This is a genomic window from Chitinophaga varians (assembly GCF_014529945.1).
Lineage (GTDB): Bacteria > Bacteroidota > Bacteroidia > Chitinophagales > Chitinophagaceae > Chitinophaga > Chitinophaga varians.
This window is the reverse complement of the sequence record NZ_JACVFB010000003.1, coordinates 711,162-730,306: the sequence shown is the minus strand read 5'-3', so window position 1 is coordinate 730,306 and position 19,145 is coordinate 711,162. Positions and strand designations below refer to the sequence as shown.

The 19,145-nt window shown below is 49.8% G+C and carries 15 protein-coding genes; 12 read left to right on the top strand and 3 right to left on the bottom strand.

What is annotated here, in order from left to right; genetic code table 11:
* Positions 1 to 397 precede the first annotated feature (397 nt).
* The 6 genes from ICL55_RS17380 (at position 398) to ilvA (ending at position 8,082) form a co-directional block, all read left to right on the top strand.
* A complete protein-coding gene (locus ICL55_RS17380) occupies positions 398 to 1,300 on the top strand; it encodes a branched-chain amino acid transaminase (protein WP_188099517.1) in 903 nt (300 codons plus the stop codon).
* Positions 1,301 to 1,554: 254 nt separating this feature from the next.
* Positions 1,555 to 3,234 (top strand): dihydroxy-acid dehydratase, encoded by a 1,680-nt coding sequence (gene ilvD / locus ICL55_RS17375; RefSeq protein ID WP_188099514.1) that lies wholly within the window; start codon positions 1,555 to 1,557, stop codon positions 3,232 to 3,234.
* A complete protein-coding gene (gene ilvB / locus ICL55_RS17370) occupies positions 3,200 to 4,948 on the top strand; it encodes a biosynthetic-type acetolactate synthase large subunit (RefSeq protein WP_246496415.1) in 1,749 nt (582 codons plus the stop codon). Before ilvD ends, ilvB begins: the two co-directional genes overlap by 35 nt.
* A 107-nt stretch (positions 4,949 to 5,055) precedes the next feature.
* On the top strand, positions 5,056 to 5,586 hold the full coding sequence (gene ilvN / locus ICL55_RS17365; RefSeq protein ID WP_169228727.1) for an acetolactate synthase small subunit: 531 nt from the start codon (positions 5,056 to 5,058) through the stop codon (positions 5,584 to 5,586).
* A 99-nt stretch (positions 5,587 to 5,685) separates the two neighbouring features.
* Entirely contained in the window at positions 5,686 to 6,729 is a 1,044-nt protein-coding gene (gene ilvC / locus ICL55_RS17360) for a ketol-acid reductoisomerase (RefSeq protein WP_188099511.1), read from the top strand.
* Positions 6,730 to 6,822: 93 nt separating this feature from the next.
* Positions 6,823 to 8,082 carry a threonine ammonia-lyase IlvA gene (gene ilvA, locus ICL55_RS17355; protein WP_188099509.1) on the top strand — a complete coding sequence of 420 codons (1,260 nt, stop codon included), beginning with the start codon at positions 6,823 to 6,825 and terminating at the stop codon, positions 8,080 to 8,082.
* Between the two features lie 63 nt (positions 8,083 to 8,145).
* Here ilvA and ICL55_RS17350 read toward each other — a convergent pair whose 3' ends face one another.
* Both ICL55_RS17350 and ICL55_RS17345 read right to left on the bottom strand, forming a co-directional pair.
* Positions 8,146 to 8,748: a hypothetical protein gene (locus tag ICL55_RS17350; RefSeq protein WP_188099507.1), complete on the bottom strand. Its 603-nt coding sequence runs from the start codon at positions 8,746 to 8,748 to the stop codon at positions 8,146 to 8,148.
* Between the two features lie 237 nt (positions 8,749 to 8,985).
* Positions 8,986 to 10,035: an NAD(P)-dependent alcohol dehydrogenase gene (locus ICL55_RS17345; protein WP_223151484.1), complete on the bottom strand. Its 1,050-nt coding sequence runs from the start codon at positions 10,033 to 10,035 to the stop codon at positions 8,986 to 8,988.
* 90 nt (positions 10,036 to 10,125) lie between these two features.
* Here ICL55_RS17345 and ICL55_RS17340 point away from each other — a divergent pair, with 90 nt between their 5' ends.
* The 6 genes from ICL55_RS17340 (at position 10,126) to ICL55_RS17315 (ending at position 17,946) form a co-directional block, all read left to right on the top strand.
* The gene (locus ICL55_RS17340; protein WP_188099506.1) at positions 10,126 to 11,268 is read left to right on the top strand and encodes an NAD(P)/FAD-dependent oxidoreductase; all 1,143 of its coding nucleotides are present in this window, start codon (positions 10,126 to 10,128) and stop codon (positions 11,266 to 11,268) included.
* A gap of 194 nt (positions 11,269 to 11,462) precedes the next feature.
* Positions 11,463 to 13,139 carry a sodium/sugar symporter gene (locus ICL55_RS17335; RefSeq protein WP_188099504.1) on the top strand — a complete coding sequence of 559 codons (1,677 nt, stop codon included), beginning with the start codon at positions 11,463 to 11,465 and terminating at the stop codon, positions 13,137 to 13,139.
* Positions 13,140 to 13,157: 18 nt separating this feature from the next.
* On the top strand, positions 13,158 to 14,645 hold the full coding sequence (locus tag ICL55_RS17330; protein ID WP_188099502.1) for a xylulokinase: 1,488 nt from the start codon (positions 13,158 to 13,160) through the stop codon (positions 14,643 to 14,645).
* Positions 14,646 to 14,671: 26 nt separating this feature from the next.
* Positions 14,672 to 16,000 carry a xylose isomerase gene (xylA, locus tag ICL55_RS17325; RefSeq protein ID WP_188099500.1) on the top strand — a complete coding sequence of 443 codons (1,329 nt, stop codon included), beginning with the start codon at positions 14,672 to 14,674 and terminating at the stop codon, positions 15,998 to 16,000.
* Positions 16,001 to 16,107: 107 nt separating this feature from the next.
* Positions 16,108 to 17,052: an aldose 1-epimerase gene (locus ICL55_RS17320; protein ID WP_188099498.1), complete on the top strand. Its 945-nt coding sequence runs from the start codon at positions 16,108 to 16,110 to the stop codon at positions 17,050 to 17,052.
* A gap of 177 nt (positions 17,053 to 17,229) precedes the next feature.
* A complete protein-coding gene (locus tag ICL55_RS17315) occupies positions 17,230 to 17,946 on the top strand; it encodes a carboxypeptidase-like regulatory domain-containing protein (protein ID WP_188099496.1) in 717 nt (238 codons plus the stop codon).
* 94 nt (positions 17,947 to 18,040) lie between these two features.
* Here ICL55_RS17315 and ICL55_RS17310 read toward each other — a convergent pair whose 3' ends face one another.
* Positions 18,041 to 19,135 carry a S1C family serine protease gene (locus ICL55_RS17310; protein WP_223151483.1) on the bottom strand — a complete coding sequence of 365 codons (1,095 nt, stop codon included), beginning with the start codon at positions 19,133 to 19,135 and terminating at the stop codon, positions 18,041 to 18,043.
* Between the last annotated feature and the right edge of the window lie 10 nt (positions 19,136 to 19,145).

The window sequence follows — 19,145 nt, the reverse complement described above, 5'->3', positions numbered from 1 at the left end:
GTTGTTAGTATTTGATAACCGGTTTTGATAATTTGTTAGAAACGAATTAATAATCGACTTCTTTTTTTGAATATTTTCAAAAACATATAAAGGGATTAATTTTTGACGAAATATTTTGCCCTTTGTTGTTTTTTATTTTTTTCACGAATACATTTGTACTGATACAAACAATAATCGCCTCCTTATGTGGGTAAATAAAGACAATATAAAACTTAATCACATCGTACCTCAGCTCAACTGGGCTATCACGAAGGTCGTGATTATCGTCGTTGTCATTATTAGCCACCATTACGGAGGATAGGTACACGTGCATAATCAAAATCGATATACGCCTTCCTCCGCAAAGAGGAAGGCTTTTTTTTTGACCACAACATTTTGACGCTAATAATTCAATTTTATGTATAGCTATTACAACAACGACACCTTTCTTTATCTCGACGGTGAGTATCTGAAAGCAACAGCAGCCACCACAGACCTTTTCGGTCAATCGCTTCACTACGGCTACGCCGTGTTTGAAGGTATCCGTGCCTACAAAACAGCCAACGGAGAAGTAAAAATCTTCAAAGCGAAAGAACACTTCGACCGCCTGAAGCGCTCCTGTGAACTGATCCACATCCCCTACAAATTCGACAACGAAGAACTGATCGCTGCCTGTTACAAGGTACTGGAGATGAACAACATGGAAGAAGCCTACATCCGCCCGCTGGTGTTCTGTCCGCCGAACATGACCCTGAAAGCAGCGAGCGAATCCAATATACTCATCTGCGCATGGGAATGGGGTGCTTACCTCGGTGAAAAACTCCTCCGCATCATGACATCTTCTTTCGAAAGACCGAACCCGAAAGCATTCCAGATAGAATCCAAGTCGGCCGGCCTTTACGTAAACTCGATACTGGCATCGCAGGAAGCAAAACAAAAAGGATACGACGAAGCACTGCTGCTGGATATGAATGGTAACGTTGCGGAAGGCCCGGGTGCTAACATCTTCTTTGAAAAAGACGGCAAAATCTTCACACCTCCTCCCGGTAACATTCTCCCCGGCATTACCCGCGCCACCGTTATCGAACTTTGCCACGAACTGCAAATCCCACTCGAAGAAAAACTGTTCACCATCGATGAATTAAAACAAGCTGACGCCGCCTTCTTCTGCGGTACCGCTGCAGAAGTGGTGGGTCTCGAATCTATCGACGGACAGGCTTTCGGTAAACCATGGGCTTCCTCTCTCGGAAAAGTATTACAACAAGCATATAAAGCAAGAGTGCTCGACAAAACATTCCAACGCGAAGCACAATTAGCATAGCCTTTAGCTGTTAGTATTTTAGCTGTCAGTGCTAAATGCTGACAGCTAAAAGCTAAAAGCTTCCCTTGGACCTTGTAAAACGAAAAACAGAGAATCCGCTACAGTAAAGGGTTTGAAAGAACCGAAGGCAGATTTGAAAACCGGTTTACCGAAAATATTTGGTTTGAATTTGCCGGCCTCACCGGGTAATTTGTGATGGATTTTTAAAATAGGATTACTATAAACAGTTGGTAATCCGGGTAATAACAACAGCAATGGAATTAAATAAATACAGCAAAACGATTACACAGGACCCTACGCAGCCCGCTGCGCAGGCACAGCTCTACGGTATCGGCCTCACTGAAGAAGACCTGAAAAAAGCTCAGGTCGGCATCGCCTCCATGGGCTATGATGGTAATACCTGTAACATGCACCTCAATGACCTCGCACAGGATGTGAAAAAAAGCGTCTGGGCTAACAACCTGGTCGGCCTTACTTTCCACACCATCGGCGTCAGCGACGGCATGAGCAACGGTACGCCCGGTATGCGCTACTCCCTGGTAAGCCGCGATCTGATCGCTGATTCCATTGAAACTGTTTGTGGCGCGCAGTACTATGACGCGCTCATTACCGTACCTGGCTGTGATAAAAATATGCCCGGCTCCCTGATGGCCATGGGCCGCCTCAATCGCCCGTCCATCATGGTGTACGGCGGTACGATCGCACCTGGTAAATACAAAGGCCAGGACCTCAACATCATCTCCGCTTTCGAAGCGCTGGGTCAGAAAATGGCCGGCACGCTTGATGAAGGCGACTTTAAAGGCATCGTACAAAACTCCTGCCCCGGCGCCGGCGCCTGCGGCGGTATGTACACGGCCAATACCATGTCTTCCGCTATCGAAGCATTGGGTATGAGCCTGCCTTACAGCTCATCCAGCCCCGCACTGAGCAAGGAAAAAAAGGAAGAATGCGCCATCGTAGGCCAATACATCCGCCTGCTCCTTGAAAAAGATATTAAACCCAGAGACATCATGACCAAAGAGGCTTTTGAAAATGCCCTCACCGTGATCATGGCCCTGGGTGGCAGCACCAACGCGGTACTGCACTTTATCGCTATCGCAAAATCTGTGGGCGTGCCGTTGACACTGGAAGATTTCCAGCAGTCGAGCGACAAAACCCCGCTGATAGCAGACCTGAAACCAAGCGGTAAATACCTCATGGAAGATCTCCACAACATCGGCGGTGTTCCGTTAGTCATGAAATACCTGCTGAAACAAGGTCTCCTGCATGGTCACTGTCTCACCGTGACCGGCAAAACCGTGGCTGAAAATCTGGAAAGCGTTCCGGACATTGATTTCGGCCAACAGGATATTATCGTTCCCACGGAGAAGCCACTGAAAGCCAGCGGTCATATCCAGATATTATATGGCAACCTCGCCGAAAAAGGCTCCGTTGCTAAAATCACCGGTAAGGAAGGCGAACAGTTCACAGGACCTGCGCGCGTGTTCGACGGTGAATTTGAACTCATCGCTGGTATTCAGTCCGGAAGAGTGAAACAAGGCGATGTGGTGGTGATCCGCCAGGTAGGCCCGAAAGGCGCACCAGGTATGCCTGAAATGCTGAAGCCTACCAGCGCCATCATGGGCGTGGGATTAGGCAAAAGCGTGGCACTGATCACCGACGGCCGCTTCTCCGGTGGTACCCATGGTTTCGTGGTAGGTCACATTACGCCGGAAGCCTTTGAAGGTGGTAACATCGCACTGGTAGAAGACGGCGACATCATCGAAATAGATGCAGTGAACAATACAATCAATATGAAAGTGAGCGACGAAGAACTGGCTGCCCGCAGGGCCCGGTGGACCGCTCCGGCATTGAAGGTATCCAATGGAATCTTATTTAAGTACGCAAAACTTGTAAAAAATGCAACAGAAGGATGTGTTACCGATGAAAGCTGAGAAAGCTGATAAGCGGTTGTCTGCAAAGCCTGTAATTACCGGCTCAGAAGCTGTGATCCGTTCCCTCATCGCCGAAGGAGTGGACACCATCTTCGGTTATCCCGGCGGGGCCATCATGCCTATCTATGATGCCCTGTATGATTTCCAGGACCAGGTACATCATATACTGGTACGGCATGAACAGGGTGCTACACATGCGGCCCAGGGTTATGCCCGTAGCTCCGGTAAAGTAGGAGTGGCCTTTGCCACCTCCGGTCCGGGCGCTACCAACCTGGTCACCGGCCTTGCAGACGCGTATATGGACAGTACTCCCATGGTATGCATCACCGGTCAGGTGGCTGCTTCCCTGCTGGGTACAGACGCTTTCCAGGAAACAGACGTGATCGGTATTACCATGCCTATCACTAAATGGAATATACAGGTGACCCGCCAGGAAGATATCCCCGGCGCTATCGCCAAAGCTTTTTATATCGCTCGTAGCGGCCGCCCGGGCCCCGTGCTGGTGGATATCACCAAAAACGCACAGTTCGGCGAATTCGAATATGAGTATGTACCGTGCACGCATATACGTAGTTATCAACCAGTGCCTGAACTGAAACAGGACGCTGTAAAAGCGGCGGCTGCACTGATCAACGAAGCAAAAAAACCTTTCCTGCTGGTAGGCCACGGCGTATTGCTGTCCGGCGCTGAAAAAGCCCTGATAGCCCTGGCAGAGAAAGCACACATACCGATGGCTTCCACCTTGCTCGGCCTGTCGGCTGTTCCGGTAGACCACCCGCTGTATGTAGGTTTGCTGGGTATGCATGGTAACTACGGACCGAATGTGCTCACCGGCGAATGCGACGTGCTCATCGCAGTAGGTATGCGCTTCGATGATCGTGTAACCGGCGACGTGGCCTCTTATGCCAACAAAGCAAAAGTTGTCCACATCGAAATAGATGCGGCAGAAATAAACAAAATCATCACGGCGGAGGTAGCCATACACGCTGACGCCAAAACAGCGCTGGAAGCACTGGTAACAGATGTACAGCCTGCCAACCATGACGAATGGCTCGCTGAATTCAAAGCGGCCCATCAAAAAGAATACGATAAGGTTCAACACGGTGAACTGTATCCTGAAGCCGGTGAACTGAAAATGGCGGAAGTGGTACGCCTGATCTCCGAAAAAACAAAAGGAGAAGCGGTACTGGTAACAGACGTAGGACAGCATCAGATGATTGCTTCCCGCTATTATCGCTTCAAAAATCCAAATACCAATATCACCTCCGGAGGCATGGGCACCATGGGCTTCTCCCTGCCTGCTGCCATGGGCGCTAAAATGGGCACACCGGAAAAAGAAGTCGTAGCCGTTATCGGTGATGGCTGCTTCCAGATGACCCTTCAGGAACTGGGTACTATCTACCAGTCTAAAATCGGCGTGAAGATCGTGATCCTGAACAATAACTTCCTCGGCATGGTACGCCAGTGGCAGCAGTTGTTCTTCGACAAACGTTACTCTTCCACTGAGATGGTCAACCCTGATTTCGTTCAGATCGCCAAAGGATTTTTTATCCCGGGCAAAAAAGTCACTGCCAGAGAAGATATTTCCGCAGCTATTGATGAAATGCTGGCTACCGACGGCGCTTACCTGCTGGAAGTAGTGGTGGAAAAAGAAGACAACGTGTTCCCGATGGTGCCTGCCGGCGCCCCTGTTTCCACTATCAGACTGGAGTAGTACCACCCGATTATAACAGATCAGTAAATAAATTTTTTACAAGAATTGCCTCTCTTTTTCACCGGCCAAAGGCCATAAACAGGAGGGAGGATGCCCAAGCTGTTTTTATGCAAAAAGAATATACAGTCACGGTTTATACGGAAGACCGTATAGGTATCACCAACCGTATCACCATTATCTTCACCCGCAGAGGGATCAATATCACCAGTCTGACAACTGCTGAAACAGAGATCCCTGGCGTGTATAAGTTTATCATAACGGTAATGTCTACACGTGAAAAGCTGGATAAGGTGGTCGGTCAGATCGAAAAGCTGATTGAAATTCACCGTGCCTTTGTACACGAGGAAGATGAAGTGGTGTACCAGGAACTGGCATTGTATAAGATTTCCACCAAGTCACTGGAATCCGGTGATATCGAACGGCTGATCCGTGATCATCAGGCACGTATCCTGACCATAACGGCAGACTATTTCGTGATCGAGAAAACCGGCCACCAGCAGGAGCTGACAGACTTCATCAAAAAGCTGGAGCCCTATGGTCTGATAGAATATTCCAAAAGCGGAAGGGTGGCCATTGTGAAATGGAGCCGCCGTTTCCACGAACACCTGAAAGAACTGCAGGCATCATCGGAAGCGTAAGCTGCCGGAAGCTGCAACATAAACAAGCCCTTTATTCATTTACTTAAATTTTACAGCTAATAGCTAATGGCTAGTAGCTAAAAGCTAAAAACACAAAACATGGCAACCATCAATTTTGGAGGTGTACTCGAAGAAGTAGTAACCAGGGAAGAGTTCCCAATGGAAAAAGCACGGGAAGTCCTGAAAAACGAAGTCATCGCTGTTATCGGCTATGGTGTACAAGGCCCCGGCCAGGCACTGAACCTGAAAGATAATGGCTTCAACGTTATCGTTGGTCAGCGCAAAAATTCCAAAACATGGGATAAAGCTGTCGCTGATGGCTGGGTTCCGGGCGAAACTTTATTCGATATCGAAGAAGCTGCTGCCAAAGGTACTATCATTCAGTTCCTGTTGTCCGATGCAGGTCAGATCACCCTGTGGCCTACCCTGAAACAACACCTGAATCCTGGTAAAGCACTGTACTTCTCCCATGGATTTGGTATCACCTATAAAGATCAGACCGGCATCATTCCGCCTGCTGATGTAGACGTAATCCTGGTAGCGCCTAAAGGTTCCGGTACTTCTCTGCGCCGCCTGTTCCTCGCTGGTCAGGGCCTGAATTCCAGCTTCGCTGTCTTCCAGGACGCTACCGGCCGCGCTAAAGAACGCGCAGTAGCACTGGGCATCGGCGTTGGCTCCGGTTACCTGTTTGAAACAGATTTCAAAAAAGAAGTATACTCCGACCTCACCGGCGAACGTGGTTCACTGATGGGCTGTATCCAGGGTATCTTCGCTGCTCAATACGAAACACTGCGTAGAAACGGTCACTCTCCGTCTGAAGCATTCAACGAAACAGTAGAGGAACTGACACAGTCCCTGATGCCACTCGTTGCTGAAAACGGTATGGACTGGATGTATGCTAACTGCTCTACCACTGCTCAACGCGGCGCGCTCGACTGGTGGAAGAAGTTCAAAGACGCTACGCAACCAGTATTTGATGAACTGTACGCCAGCGTAGCTGCCGGTAAAGAAGCTGCCCGTTCTATCGCTTCCAACAGCACTCCGGATTACCGCGAGAAACTGAACGAAGAACTGAAAGAACTGCGCGAAAGCGAAATGTGGCAGGCTGGTGCAGCTGTTCGTAAGCTCAGACCGAACGCATAATATTTTATGATTTGGTTATTTAATTATTTAGCCATTGACAGCATACTATCAATGGCTAAATAATTAAATAACCAAATCTTCAAATGATTTAATATGTCCTCTAATTTAATATCTGGCGTTAGCCCGCTCAATATCCTCGATGCGTCGGTGAAATTGAAGCCTGTGGTGAACCGCACGCCGTTGACTTATAGCGCCACGCTCTCCCGTCGCTATAACTGTGATGTATATCTGAAAAGAGAGGATATGCAGATTGTACGCTCTTACAAACTCCGTGGGGCCTATAATCTGATCAGCAGCCTGCCTGCCGATCTGCTGGCGAAAGGGGTTACCTGCGCCAGCGCCGGTAACCACGCACAAGGTTTTGCCTATGCCTGTAAAGCCATGAACATCAAAGGCGTGGTTTTCATGCCGATCATCACACCAAAGCAAAAAGTAAATCAGGTCAACATGTTTGGAGGAGATAACATCGAAATACGCCTCACCGGCGATACTTTCGACGACTGCTCCGCAGAAGCGCAAGCCTTCACTGCTGCCAACGGCATGACCTTCATCCCTCCTTTTGATAACGCTAAAATTATTGAAGGACAAGGCACCGTGGCGGTGGAAATTCTGGAAGACCAGACCAACATCGATTATTTATTTGTACCCGTAGGCGGTGGCGGCCTCGCTGCCGGCGCAGGCACCTACTTCAGGACCTACAGCCCTAAGACCCGCATTGTGGGCATAGAACCGGAAGGCGCTCCTTCCATGCTGCGTGCCTTTGAAAACGGAGGCCCCGTAACCCTCGATGAAATTGAACGTTTTGTTGACGGCGCTGCTGTGAAAAGAGTAGGAACGCTCAACTACGAAATATGCCGCGAAGTGCTGGATGAAATGCATCTCGTGCCGGAAGGGATGGTGTGCTCCACCATCCTCAAACTGTACAATGAAGACGCTATCGTGGTAGAACCTGCCGGAGCACTCTCTATCACCGCCCTGCAAGACTACGCGGAAGAAATCAAAGGGAAAAAAGTGGTCTGCATTATCAGCGGCAGCAATAACGATATCGACCGCATGCAGGAAATAAAGGAACGCTCGCTCCTGTATGAAGGACTGAAGCACTACTTTATTGTTCGCTTTGCACAGCGCCCGGGCGCACTCAGGGAATTCCTGAACCATATCCTCGGTCCTACCGACGATATCACCCGCTTTGAATTTATTCAGAAACATAATAAGGAAACAGGTCCTGCACTCGTAGGTATTGAACTGAAATGCAGAGAGGATTATGATACCCTCATCGCCAATTTCCGGAAATATAATTTTCAGTTCACCGAACTGAATAAAGATGATAACCTGTTTGGTTATCTTGTTTAGAGTTTGACAAATAGTTGTTTTAAGAGTAATATAAGCCTGGTCATTTTTATGAACGGGCTTTTTTTATTGTTCAACTATCGCATGTAAAGTGGCCAGGTAGTCGTCTTTTAAATAAGGATGCACATCCTCCTCATTCAGCATTGCCTGGATTTTTTTGATAATAACCAGTTTTACTTCCAGTGACATCGGATCATGTTTCTCCAGCTGCTGCTTTACGGTATCATAAAAAACAACGATGGATTTTTTCTTCGGTGCAATGTCCGGAACAGACAACAGGTATTCCCATCTTTTAGCCCAGGTCTGATACTGCGGAAAAACGCGGATATGCAGCGCTACGTAAAAGTTGACCTTCCTATTACCGGACGCGGCCACCAGGAGGTCGAACATAGCATCTGTGGGTGTTAGGCCGTAGCGCAGCACCATATTGCCTAAAGCCGAAACAACATTGATCAGCAGTTTGACATTGTCAGGGAATTGCTGACCAATGGCTACCAATAAGGCGCCCAGCTCGCTATCGGAAAGTACCGGTGTGTAAAAGGTCGAAACTTCGGCACGGGGGATTCTTTCAAATTCACGTATATATGTTTCCAGCTCCTGCTCAGATAACTGCTGCCAGTTGAGCAGTTTGTCTTTCAGCGAGTGTAAGGCATCTGTTTTTAATTTCATGGTTGGAATAGTTAGCTGCTTTTGAAATCAGTAAGCTGATAATATGGCATCATATAGGTTTCCTGTGGGTACCGGATTCCAATGATTTTCCATATTGTTCATACACTACCACTAATACTAATAAAGATAAGGGGTTAAACGCAGAAACGTGCATATCTTTTTTCAGGGCCATCCGTAAAGCGTAAAAAGAAAAGGCAGGTAATAACCTGCCTTTTACATGATAATTTAGACGCTATATTATTTTTTCAGACTCGCGATGTCGATCACAAAACGATATTTCACATCGCCTTTCATCATGCGGTCATACGCGGTGTTAATGTCTTTGATATCGATCACTTCCACATCACTCACAATATTATGCTCGGCACAGTAGTCCAGCATTTCCTGTGTTTCCCGGATGCCGCCTATGAGAGAACCAGCAATGCTGCGCCGCCCCATGATCAGGTGAAAAGCAGGTACCTCGGAAGGCTCTGGCGGTATGCCCAGACAAATCATCACGCCATTGAGTGTCAGCAGCTTCAGGAAGTCGTTGTACTCGTGTGGCGCGGACACTGTATTGATGATAAAGTCAAACGTGTTACGTAACTTTTTCATTTGCTCCTTGTCCTTGATCAGCGCAAAGTGATGCGCCCCCAGTTTTTTGGCATCTGCCTCTTTGGAAGGGGAGGTGCTCAGCATGGTCACTTCTGCGCCCATGGAATTGGCGAGTTTCACGGCCATATGTCCGAGACCGCCCAAACCCAGTACCGCTACCTTATGTCCTTTGCCTACTTTCCAGTGGCGCAGGGGCGAGTAGGTGGTGATACCGGCGCACAACAGCGGCGCTACACCTTCGAGGGGCAGTTTGTCGGATACTTTCAGGGTATATTGTTCATCCACCACGATCTGGGTGGAATAACCCCCATAGGTGAGTGTCTGTCGGTCCATCTCTGTACCGTTATAGGTGCTGGCGTTGCCTTTCTCGCAATACTGCTCTTCTCCGCTCTTACAGGGATTACACTCCCGGCAGGAATCCACAAAACAGCCGACGCCTGCCAGATCACCCACGCTGAATTTGGTCACATGGTCGCCGACTTTCACGATACGGCCCACGATCTCATGACCGGGCACCATCGGGTACACTGAACCACCCCATTCATCCCGTACCTGGTGTATATCGGAATGGCATACACCACAATAAAGGATTTCTATCTGTACATCGTGAGGACCAACTTCTCTCCGTTGGAAATTCCACGGACCAAGGGGGGAAGTAGCATTTTGTGCTGCGTAAGCTTTGGTTTCAATCATGGTCTTTTGATTTTGAGATGCCGAATCTACTGATTTTTAAGCAGGTTTATGCTGACCTGCATCCTGCTGCCAATTGTTTAACTTAGTAGGATGTTAAGCTATTGGGAGAAACAAAGTCTGCTTCAGTACGACTATATCATTGCCGGCAGCGGTATCGTTGGCCTGTCTGCGGCCATCAGCCTCCGGGAGCGCGAGCCGGACGCCCGCGTGCTGGTACTGGAGCGGGAGGTACTGCCTACCGGCGCCAGCACTAAAAATGCCGGCTTCGCCTGTATCGGGAGCCTGACGGAAATACTGGCCGATCTGCAGACCATGCCGGCCGAAGCAGTCCTCAACCTGGTGGCCATGCGCCGCACAGGGCTACAGCTGCTCCGCAGGCGCCTCGGCGATGAACGGATCGGCTACCGGGAAAACGGTAGTTATGAGCTGATCGGTGCCCGTGAAGAATGGGCCCTCCACCAGCTGGATGAGGTAAACCGTATACTGGCAGCGGTGTTAGAGGAAACACCGGCCTTCTCCCTCGCCAGTGATAAGATTTCATCATTTGGTTTCGCGCCGGCTTATGTGAAGGCCATGGTGCGCAACCACTATGAAGGGGAGCTGCACACCGGGCAGATGATGCGGGCGCTCATCGACAAAGCCATTGCTTCGGGGGTGGAAATAAAGACAGGGTGCCCGGTTACCCGCATGGAAGACCTCCGCTCCGGCGTGAATGTGGTGGTGGCCAACCAGGTACTGAAGGAGGAGGTGGTCTTCCAGGCACGGAAGCTGCTGGTATGCACGAATGCCTTTACCCGTCAGCTGCTGCCGGAGCTGGAAGTAACCCCCGGAAGAGGACAGGTGCTCATCACCGGACCGATTCCCGGCCTCCCTTTTAAAGGGGTATTCCACCTCGAAGAAGGATACTTCTATTTCCGGGAACTCGATGGCCGTATTCTACTCGGCGGCGGCCGCCAGTTGGATTTTTCCGGCGAAACCTCCACAGCGTTCCGGTACAACGACCGTATCCAGCACGAGCTGGAAGAAATGCTGCGCCACCAGATCATCCCCGGAAGGCCTTTTACGGTCGCCGACCGGTGGACCGGCATCATGGCCTTCGGCAGTACCAAACAGCCTATCGTCCGCGCCTATACGGAAAATATTATTCTGGGTGTACGCATGGGCGGTATGGGAGTGGCCATCGGGTCGCTGATAGGAGACAAAATCGCTGCCATGGCGGCAGGAACCCTGTAACCTACACGCCTTCCCGTTTTTTTGTTAAAGTGTTTTGATAGCAATTTTAAATGTATAGATTTGATCTCTTGGGGAAACCGCAGTCAAGCTGCGGTTTTTAGTTTTAGCTTTTTATGGTGCATAAGCGTATTTAATACATTTATTTCACTATATTGATCCGCCAAATTTATTATACAAACCACGTTTGAACATTTATGCAACCAAACTTACTTCACTACGTCGATTACCTGGTATTCCTGGTGTATTTTGTAATAGTGGCCGGCTACGGGTATTATATCTATCAGAAGAAAAAGAAGGCGACAACGGATTCCAAAGACTTTTTCCTGGCAGAAGGCTCCCTGACATGGTGGGCTATCGGCGCCTCCCTGATTGCCTCCAATATCTCGGCGGAACAGTTTATCGGTATGTCCGGCTCAGGTTTCACTATGGGCCTGGCTATCTCCACCTATGAATGGATGGCGGCTGCCACCCTGATCGTAGTGGCAGTTTTCTTCCTGCCCATCTACCTGAAAAACAAAATCTACACCATGCCCCAGTTTCTGGAGCGGCGGTACAACCAGACGGTAAGTACCATCATGGCGGTGTTCTGGCTGCTGTTGTACGTGGTGGTAAACCTCACGTCCATCCTTTATCTGGGTGCATTGGCCATCAATAAAATCTCCGGCATCGATTTTTATGTCTGTATGATAGCGCTGTCTTTCTTTGCGGTGCTGATCACACTCGGTGGTATGAAGGTAATCGGTTATACGGACGTGATACAGGTGTTTTTCCTGATCCTCGGCGGCCTGGCGACGACCTATCTGGCGCTGGACCTGGTGGCAAAACATTTTGGCGGAAGCGGTGTAATGCAGGGTTTCAGCCTGCTGCATCAGCATGCCGATGATCATTTTCACATGATCTTCAAAAAGAATGATGCTCACTACCTCGACCTGCCGGGATTAAGTATCCTCGTGGGGGGTATGTGGATCGTGAACCTCAACTACTGGGGCTGTAACCAGTACATCACACAGCGTGCACTGGGCGCCGATCTGAAAACAGCCCGCAGCGGCCTGCTGTTTGCCGGTTTCCTGAAGCTGCTCATGCCTATCATTGTGGTATTGCCGGGCATCGCGGCTTATGTGCTGCATCAGCAGGGCCTGTACCATCAGGAGATGATGCAGGGTGGTTCCATGAACCCGGACAATGCCTACCCCGTATTGCTCAATCTCCTGCCCAGTGGCCTGAAAGGATTGGCATTTGCGGCGCTTACAGCTGCGGTGGTGGCTTCTCTGGCGGGTAAAGCCAACAGTATCTCCACCATTTTTACCCTAGATATTTATAAGAAGATATATCATAAAGATGCTGATGAACAGAAAGTAGTAAAGGTAGGACGTACGACGGTGATCGTCGCCATGGTGCTGGCCATTATTCTGTCCAACTTCCTCGGTATCGATAAAAAAGGTGGTTTCCAGTTCATTCAGGAATATACCGGCTTTGTGTCGCCAGGCGTGTTTGCCATGTTCATCATGGGCTTCTTCTGGAAACGCACTACCTCCAACGCCGCCCTGTTTGCCATGATCGTCGGCTTACTGATGTCCTTTGTGCTGAAGTTCCTGCCGATGTGGGTAGACCTGCAACCGCTCTATCAGTTTGGCTGGGCCGCTCCCAATGCTGCCGGCGTTTATGAAATGGCGTTCATCGATCGTATGGGCGTGGTGTTCGTGATTTGTGTGGTGGGTATGATCATTATCTCTCTGGCCGATCCTTCCAGCAAAAACAATCCGAAAGGACTGGAAATCGACAGCAGCATGTTTAAAACAGCGATGCCGTTTACCATTGGTGCTTTGTTTATCATCGGTATCCTCATTGCGCTGTATACCGTTTACTGGTAATCGTTATTCACAACAGGTATGTATTTTATCGGGTATGATATAGGCTCTTCTTCTATCAAAGCGGCATTACTGGACGCAGACACCGGTCGTTGCCTGGCAACGGCCACCAGTCCGTCCCGCGAGATGCCTATCCTGGTCCCGCATCCTGATTGGGCGGAACAGGACCCGGAAAGCTGGTGGCAGGAGGTGGTGAACGCCACCGCACTCCTGCGCCGGCAACATCCTTTCGATCCGGCCATGGTCAAAGGAATAGGCATCGCCTATCAGATGCACGGCCTCGTCTGTGTGGATAAAGATATGCAGGTACTGCGCCCCGCTATTATCTGGTGCGACAGCCGCGCCGTGGACATCGGCCATAAAGCATTCACCACATTGGGTGAGCCCTACTGCCTTTCCCACCTGCTCAATTCCCCCGGCAATTTTACCGCTTCCAAACTGCGATGGATATACGAAAACGAACCGCATGTTTACGAACGGATTCATAAAGTGATGCTTCCCGGCGATTTTATCGCCCTGAAACTCACCGGTGAAACAACCACCACCGTGTCAGGCCTCTCTGAAGGCACTTTCTGGGATTTTCCGGGTAACACTGTCAACACCGCGCTGCTGGACCACTATCAAATCAGCCCGCAACTGCTGGCCACGATTGTTCCTGCTTTTGGTACACAGGGCCGGTTGACAGCCGCGGCTGCCGCAACGTTGCAACTGCTGCCCGGCACGCCCGTCACCTATCGCGCCGGCGACCAACCCAACAACGCTTTTTCACTCAATGTACTGGAACCGGGCGAAGCAGCCACCACTGCCGGTACTTCCGGCGTGGTATATGCGGTACATGATCAGCATACCTTCGACCGGGAAAGCCGCGTCAATACTTTTGTACATGTAAATAATGGTCCGCAGCATACCCGCGATGGCGTGCTGATGTGCCTCAACGGTACCGGTATCGCCAACTCCTGGCTGCGCAATATGATCGGCGATATCAGCTATGCGGATATGAATGAAGCCGCCACACAGGCCCCCGCAGGCGCCGACGGTCTGCTGGTATTTCCCTTTGGCAACGGGGCGGAAAGAATACTGGGCAACAAAAGCATCGGCGCCACTGTCAGTGGCCTCGACTTCAACCGGCACCAACGGGCACACCTGTTGAGGGCTGTACAGGAAGGCATCGTCTTCGGACTGAATTACGGGCTGGACATCATGAAAGACATGGGCCTCGATATACACCGCGTGCGGGCCGGTCACGCTAATATGTTCCTCAGCCCGCTCTTCCGCGAAGTTTTTGCCAACACGGCCAACGTCGCCATCGAACTATATAATACAGACGGAGCACAGGGGGCAGCAAGAGGTGCCGCGGTAGGAGCTGGTTATCTGTCCGTCAAAGAAGCCTTCAGGGGCATGGAATGTCTCGCTGTAATAGAACCGGATAACCGGCAGCGCGAACGTTATGCAACAGCTTACAGCCATTGGCTGGGCCGACTGCGTTCGTTGCTGGCTAACGGTGAATAATAAACGATATTTTAAAATCCACTATTATGAGCATTACACTTGGAAACCACGAATACTTCAAAGGCATCGGTCAAATCCGCTACGAAGGGCCGGAATCAGACAATCCGCTGGCATACCGCTGGTATGATGAGCACCGCCTCATCGCCGGCAAATCCATGAAAGAACTGTTCCGCTTTGCCGTATGTTACTGGCATACCTTCTGCGGCACCGGCGGCGATCCTTTCGGTCCGGGTACCAAACATTTCCCCTGGCTGGTGTCTGCAGATCCGATGCAAAGCGCAAAAGACAAAATGGATGCAGCTTTTGAATTCATCACCAAACTGGGCCTGCCATATTATTGTTTCCATGACATCGACCTTGTAGACGAAGGCGCTACCATCGCCGAATATGAAAGCCGTATGCAGCAGATCGTTGACTATGCCAAACAAAAACAGGATGTCAGCGGCGTGAAGCTGCTCTGGGGCACAGCCAATGTGTTCAGCCATCCCCGCTATATGAACGGGGCTGCCACCAACCCCGATTTTGCCGCACTGGCCCATGCCGGTACACAGGTGAAAAACGCACTCGATGCCACCATCGCACTGAACGGAGAAAACTATGTTTTCTGGGGCGGCCGCGAAGGATATATGACCCTGCTCAACACCAATATGAAACGGGAACAGGAACACCTGGCCCGCTTCCTGTCCATAGCCCGTGATTATGCCCGCAAACAGGGCTTCAAAGGCACTTTCTTTATAGAGCCCAAGCCCTGCGAACCGACCAAACATCAGTACGATTATGACAGCGCGACCGTGATCGGCTTCCTGCGTCATTATGGACTGGACAAAGATTTTAAACTGAATATTGAGGTAAACCACGCTACGCTCGCCGGCCACACCTTCCAGCATGAGCTGCAGGTAGCGGTGGACGCCGGCATGCTGGGCAGCATCGATGCCAATCGCGGTGACTATCAGAATGGTTGGGACACCGATCAGTTCCCCACCCAGCTGAATGAACTGGTAGAGAGTATGCTCATCATCCTGGAAGCAGGCGGTTTTGCCGGCGGCGGCGTTAACTTCGACGCCAAAACCCGCCGTAACTCCACCGACCTGGAAGATATCTTCCACGCGCACATCGGTGGTATCGATGCTTTCGCGAGAGCGGCCATCATCGCTGAAAAAGTACTGACTAAAACGGCCTATAAAAAATTCAGGACAGACCGCTACGCCTCCTTCGATACCGGCAACGGAAAAGCTTTCGAAGAAGGGAAGCTCACCCTGGAAGACCTCCGCAATATCGCCGCTGCCAACGGAGAACCTGCCCAGATCAGCGGAAAGCAGGAATGGCTGGAAAATATCATCAACGGATGTATTTAATCACGCAAAGGCGCAAAGCAGCAAAGTGGCAAAGAAAAACTTTTACTACTTATTTTATCTTAGCGCCTTGGCTGCTTAGCGCCTTTGCGTGAACAAAACAATGAACAATGACAATCAACACTTTTCATGAGGCAGGATTTGATATCATTGCCCTTACTGATGAACAAAGCGGCACACAGGTAGAGATCGTGCCGGCCCATGGTGCGTTGCTGCATGCTTTTAAGGTGCGCCGTCAGGGTAAACTGATCAACCTGATAGACAGCTATAGCAGCCTGGAAGATCTTCGGGAAAATCTGCACACCAGTTTTAAAAGCGTAAAACTGAGTCCTTTTGCCTGCCGTATCAAAGACGCGGCGTATGAATGGCAGGGCAGTGCTTATAGCATCGAAAAAACGATAGCGCCCGGAAACGCCATCCATGGCCTGTTGTATGATGCAAAATTTACCGTAACAGCACAAAATGCTGCTGCTCAGGAGGCGTCCGTTACCCTCGCTTATCGTTTCCGCGAAGAAGATACCGGTTATCCTTTCAGCTACGACTGTCAGGCTACCTATACACTGCTGCCGGGCAATGAGCTGCGGGTGACCACCAAAGTGATCAACCACAGTGACACTTCTATCCCGGTGATGGACGGATGGCATCCTTATTTCTCTACCGGTACGCCGGTAGATGAACTGGTGCTCACCTTCGCCTCTAAAGAAATCGTCGAGTTCGACGCCAAACTGATCCCCACAGGAAAAGTATTGCCTTACACAGAATTTGTAAAAGGTAAAAAACTAGCGGGCGTGGAACTGGATAACTCCTTTGTGCTGGACTTTTCGCAGGCGCAACCACTTGCTTCCCTGCTGGATCCGGTGAAAAATATCCAGATCGACTTTTTCCCCGGCGATCACTATCCGGTTTTACAGGTTTACATACCGCCGCACCGCAACAGCATCGCTGTGGAAAACCTCAGCGGGGCCCCCAATGCCTTTAATAATGGCATCGGGCTGGTCACCCTGGCAGCCGGTGACGACAGGACCTTCGATACCAGGATAAAAATCACGGTGTAATAACAGCTTCGCTTCGTAATATGAACGTCCTCCGGTCGCCTGGCCGGAGGATTTGTTTTTTAACAACCGCCTCAATTTATTTAAATTGTGGGCTGGAATGGAGATGAACAATACACTTATCGTATTGGTTGTTCAGGGAGAGGAAGGATAGTCAGGATTAAAAACACTTACAATTTTATGAAGGCTCACATGCGTATTCTGTTGCTGGGTTGCATCGCCGGGATATTGTTCCCTTTTGCCGCGAAAGCACAGGTCATCGTAACCGGACAGATTTCAGACAGCAACAAACTGGTGCTGCCATACGCCACTATTACCAACCTGACAACAGGCAGACATTCATTATCTGATCAGGGTGGTTTTTACAGGATAGACGCAACCCGGAATGACAAGATCGTTTTCACGTTCGTCGGTTATCTGCCCGACACGGTAAAAGTTACGCAGACAACCGGTACCCAAACGATCAACGTAAAACTGGTCGTGGCCAGTCGTTTCCTGAAAGGAGTAGAAGTGTCCTCTCAGTATACGCCTTATCAGCTGGACTCACTGGAGCGTCGCCGGCAGTACGGATATTTGCTGGACCTGCCCAATAAACCGCTGGCCGGCGGCAGTACACCACAGGGAGCCGGTATTGTCTTCAGTCCGTTTACCCGTTATTCCAAGAGCGAGAAACAAAAAAGACAGTTCAAAAAGAATTATGAGGAGATGGAAAAGGAGAAATATATTGACTCCCGCTTTACCCCGGTACTGGTTAGTCAGGTTACCGGACTGAAAGGAGATTCCCTGCAACTGTTCATGCGGGATAACTATCCGGATTACGAAACCATGCGGACAATCGGTCATAACGACCTGCTGTACTGGATTACTGACAAATACAAAGCCTGGAAGAAAAAATAACCCAATAGCCAAATACTAAAATATCAAAATAAAAAAGGGTGAAGAACAAGCCGAAGTCTTCACCCTTTTGATTTATATGCTATTGTGTTCAAACTTAATTATAGACCTTCACCATATATACAAACTCTTCCAGCTTTTTGATCTGATCCAGTCTGTTTAACCCTTCCAGATGACTTTTACGGGCCATTTCCTTTTTCATGCTTTTATCTTTCGGCATTTCATCGAGCAACCGTTTCAGGTGGGCCGATTTCACTGCGAAGGCGATACCGTCGGAAGTGGTTTGTTTGCCTGTAACGATACCCACCACATCACCCTGGTTGTCTAACAGAGGAGCGCCGCTGTTGCCGGGGTTAACCGGGATAGACACCTGATAGGCAGTAGTATCACCGTTGAAGCCGGTCTTTGCACTGATGTAACCTTTGCCGTAAACGATTTCATCGCGGGGGAAGCCCATGGTGAAAACTTCTTCGCCCAGTTTCGCGTTCTGAGGTTTCAGTGCGTAGGGCAGGGGTTGGCTTTTGAAGGTGGAGTCGGCAATTCTCAGTACCGCCAGATCGCTGGAGATATCTTCAAAAACGCTGACAGCCTTAAAAGCTTCACCTTTATTATTCTGTACATATACCGAATCGGCGCCGGCCACTACATGATAGTTGGTCACAATATAACCGTTACCGGATACTGCGAAACCAGTGCCACCGTAAGTACCTGGATTAGTCGGTGCTTTACTTTTATTATTGATATCGTTGATAAGGGCATTCTGGGAGCGCTGGATATTATTCAGCACTCTTCTGACGTCCTCGTACTGGGCGGTAGATTTGTTTTTGGCTGCGTTTTGCAGTACCGCGATGGTAGACAGAGAAGTGACCAGTGCGATACAGGCGGCGGCGGCCAGGTTGGTGATCGTGCGGCGGCGGATAGATACCCTTTTGGCGGCCAGGTTTTCTTCCTGGGCTTGTTTACGCAGGGTCGGCATATCCAGTTGCCGGTGAAGGTGGTCCATTTTAGCCTGAAGCGACTGGCGCTGGCCAAAATGTTGCAGCTGCTGCAGGAAAAACTGTTGCTCTTCTACCTGACGGTTGATTTGCGGATTGTTTTTACGCAGTTCTTCAAAAACGGCTTTTTCCTGTCCGCTCATTTCCCCTTCCAGGTAACGTTCAATTTCACGTAATAAATTCATGTCATCTTTCATGGCCGTTGCT

Excerpts from the sequence above, each read along its gene's own strand:
- ICL55_RS17380 (WP_188099517.1), top strand. The coding sequence starts at position 398 with ATGTATAGCTATTACAACAACGACACCTTTCTTTATCTCGACGGTGAG.
- ilvD (WP_188099514.1), top strand. The coding sequence starts at position 1,555 with ATGGAATTAAATAAATACAGCAAAACGATTACACAGGACCCTACGCAG.
- ilvB (WP_246496415.1), top strand. The coding sequence starts at position 3,200 with ATGCAACAGAAGGATGTGTTACCGATGAAAGCTGAGAAAGCTGATAAG.
- ilvN (WP_169228727.1), top strand. The coding sequence starts at position 5,056 with ATGCAAAAAGAATATACAGTCACGGTTTATACGGAAGACCGTATAGGT.
- ilvC (WP_188099511.1), top strand. The coding sequence starts at position 5,686 with ATGGCAACCATCAATTTTGGAGGTGTACTCGAAGAAGTAGTAACCAGG.
- ilvA (WP_188099509.1), top strand. The coding sequence starts at position 6,823 with ATGTCCTCTAATTTAATATCTGGCGTTAGCCCGCTCAATATCCTCGAT.
- ICL55_RS17350 (WP_188099507.1), bottom strand. The coding sequence starts at position 8,748 with ATGAAATTAAAAACAGATGCCTTACACTCGCTGAAAGACAAACTGCTC.
- ICL55_RS17345 (WP_223151484.1), bottom strand. The coding sequence starts at position 10,035 with ATGATTGAAACCAAAGCTTACGCAGCACAAAATGCTACTTCCCCCCTT.
- ICL55_RS17340 (WP_188099506.1), top strand. The coding sequence starts at position 10,126 with ATGTTAAGCTATTGGGAGAAACAAAGTCTGCTTCAGTACGACTATATC.
- ICL55_RS17335 (WP_188099504.1), top strand. The coding sequence starts at position 11,463 with ATGCAACCAAACTTACTTCACTACGTCGATTACCTGGTATTCCTGGTG.
- ICL55_RS17330 (WP_188099502.1), top strand. The coding sequence starts at position 13,158 with ATGTATTTTATCGGGTATGATATAGGCTCTTCTTCTATCAAAGCGGCA.
- xylA (WP_188099500.1), top strand. The coding sequence starts at position 14,672 with ATGAGCATTACACTTGGAAACCACGAATACTTCAAAGGCATCGGTCAA.
- ICL55_RS17320 (WP_188099498.1), top strand. The coding sequence starts at position 16,108 with ATGACAATCAACACTTTTCATGAGGCAGGATTTGATATCATTGCCCTT.
- ICL55_RS17315 (WP_188099496.1), top strand. The coding sequence starts at position 17,230 with ATGAAGGCTCACATGCGTATTCTGTTGCTGGGTTGCATCGCCGGGATA.
- ICL55_RS17310 (WP_223151483.1), bottom strand. The coding sequence starts at position 19,135 with ATGAAAGATGACATGAATTTATTACGTGAAATTGAACGTTACCTGGAA.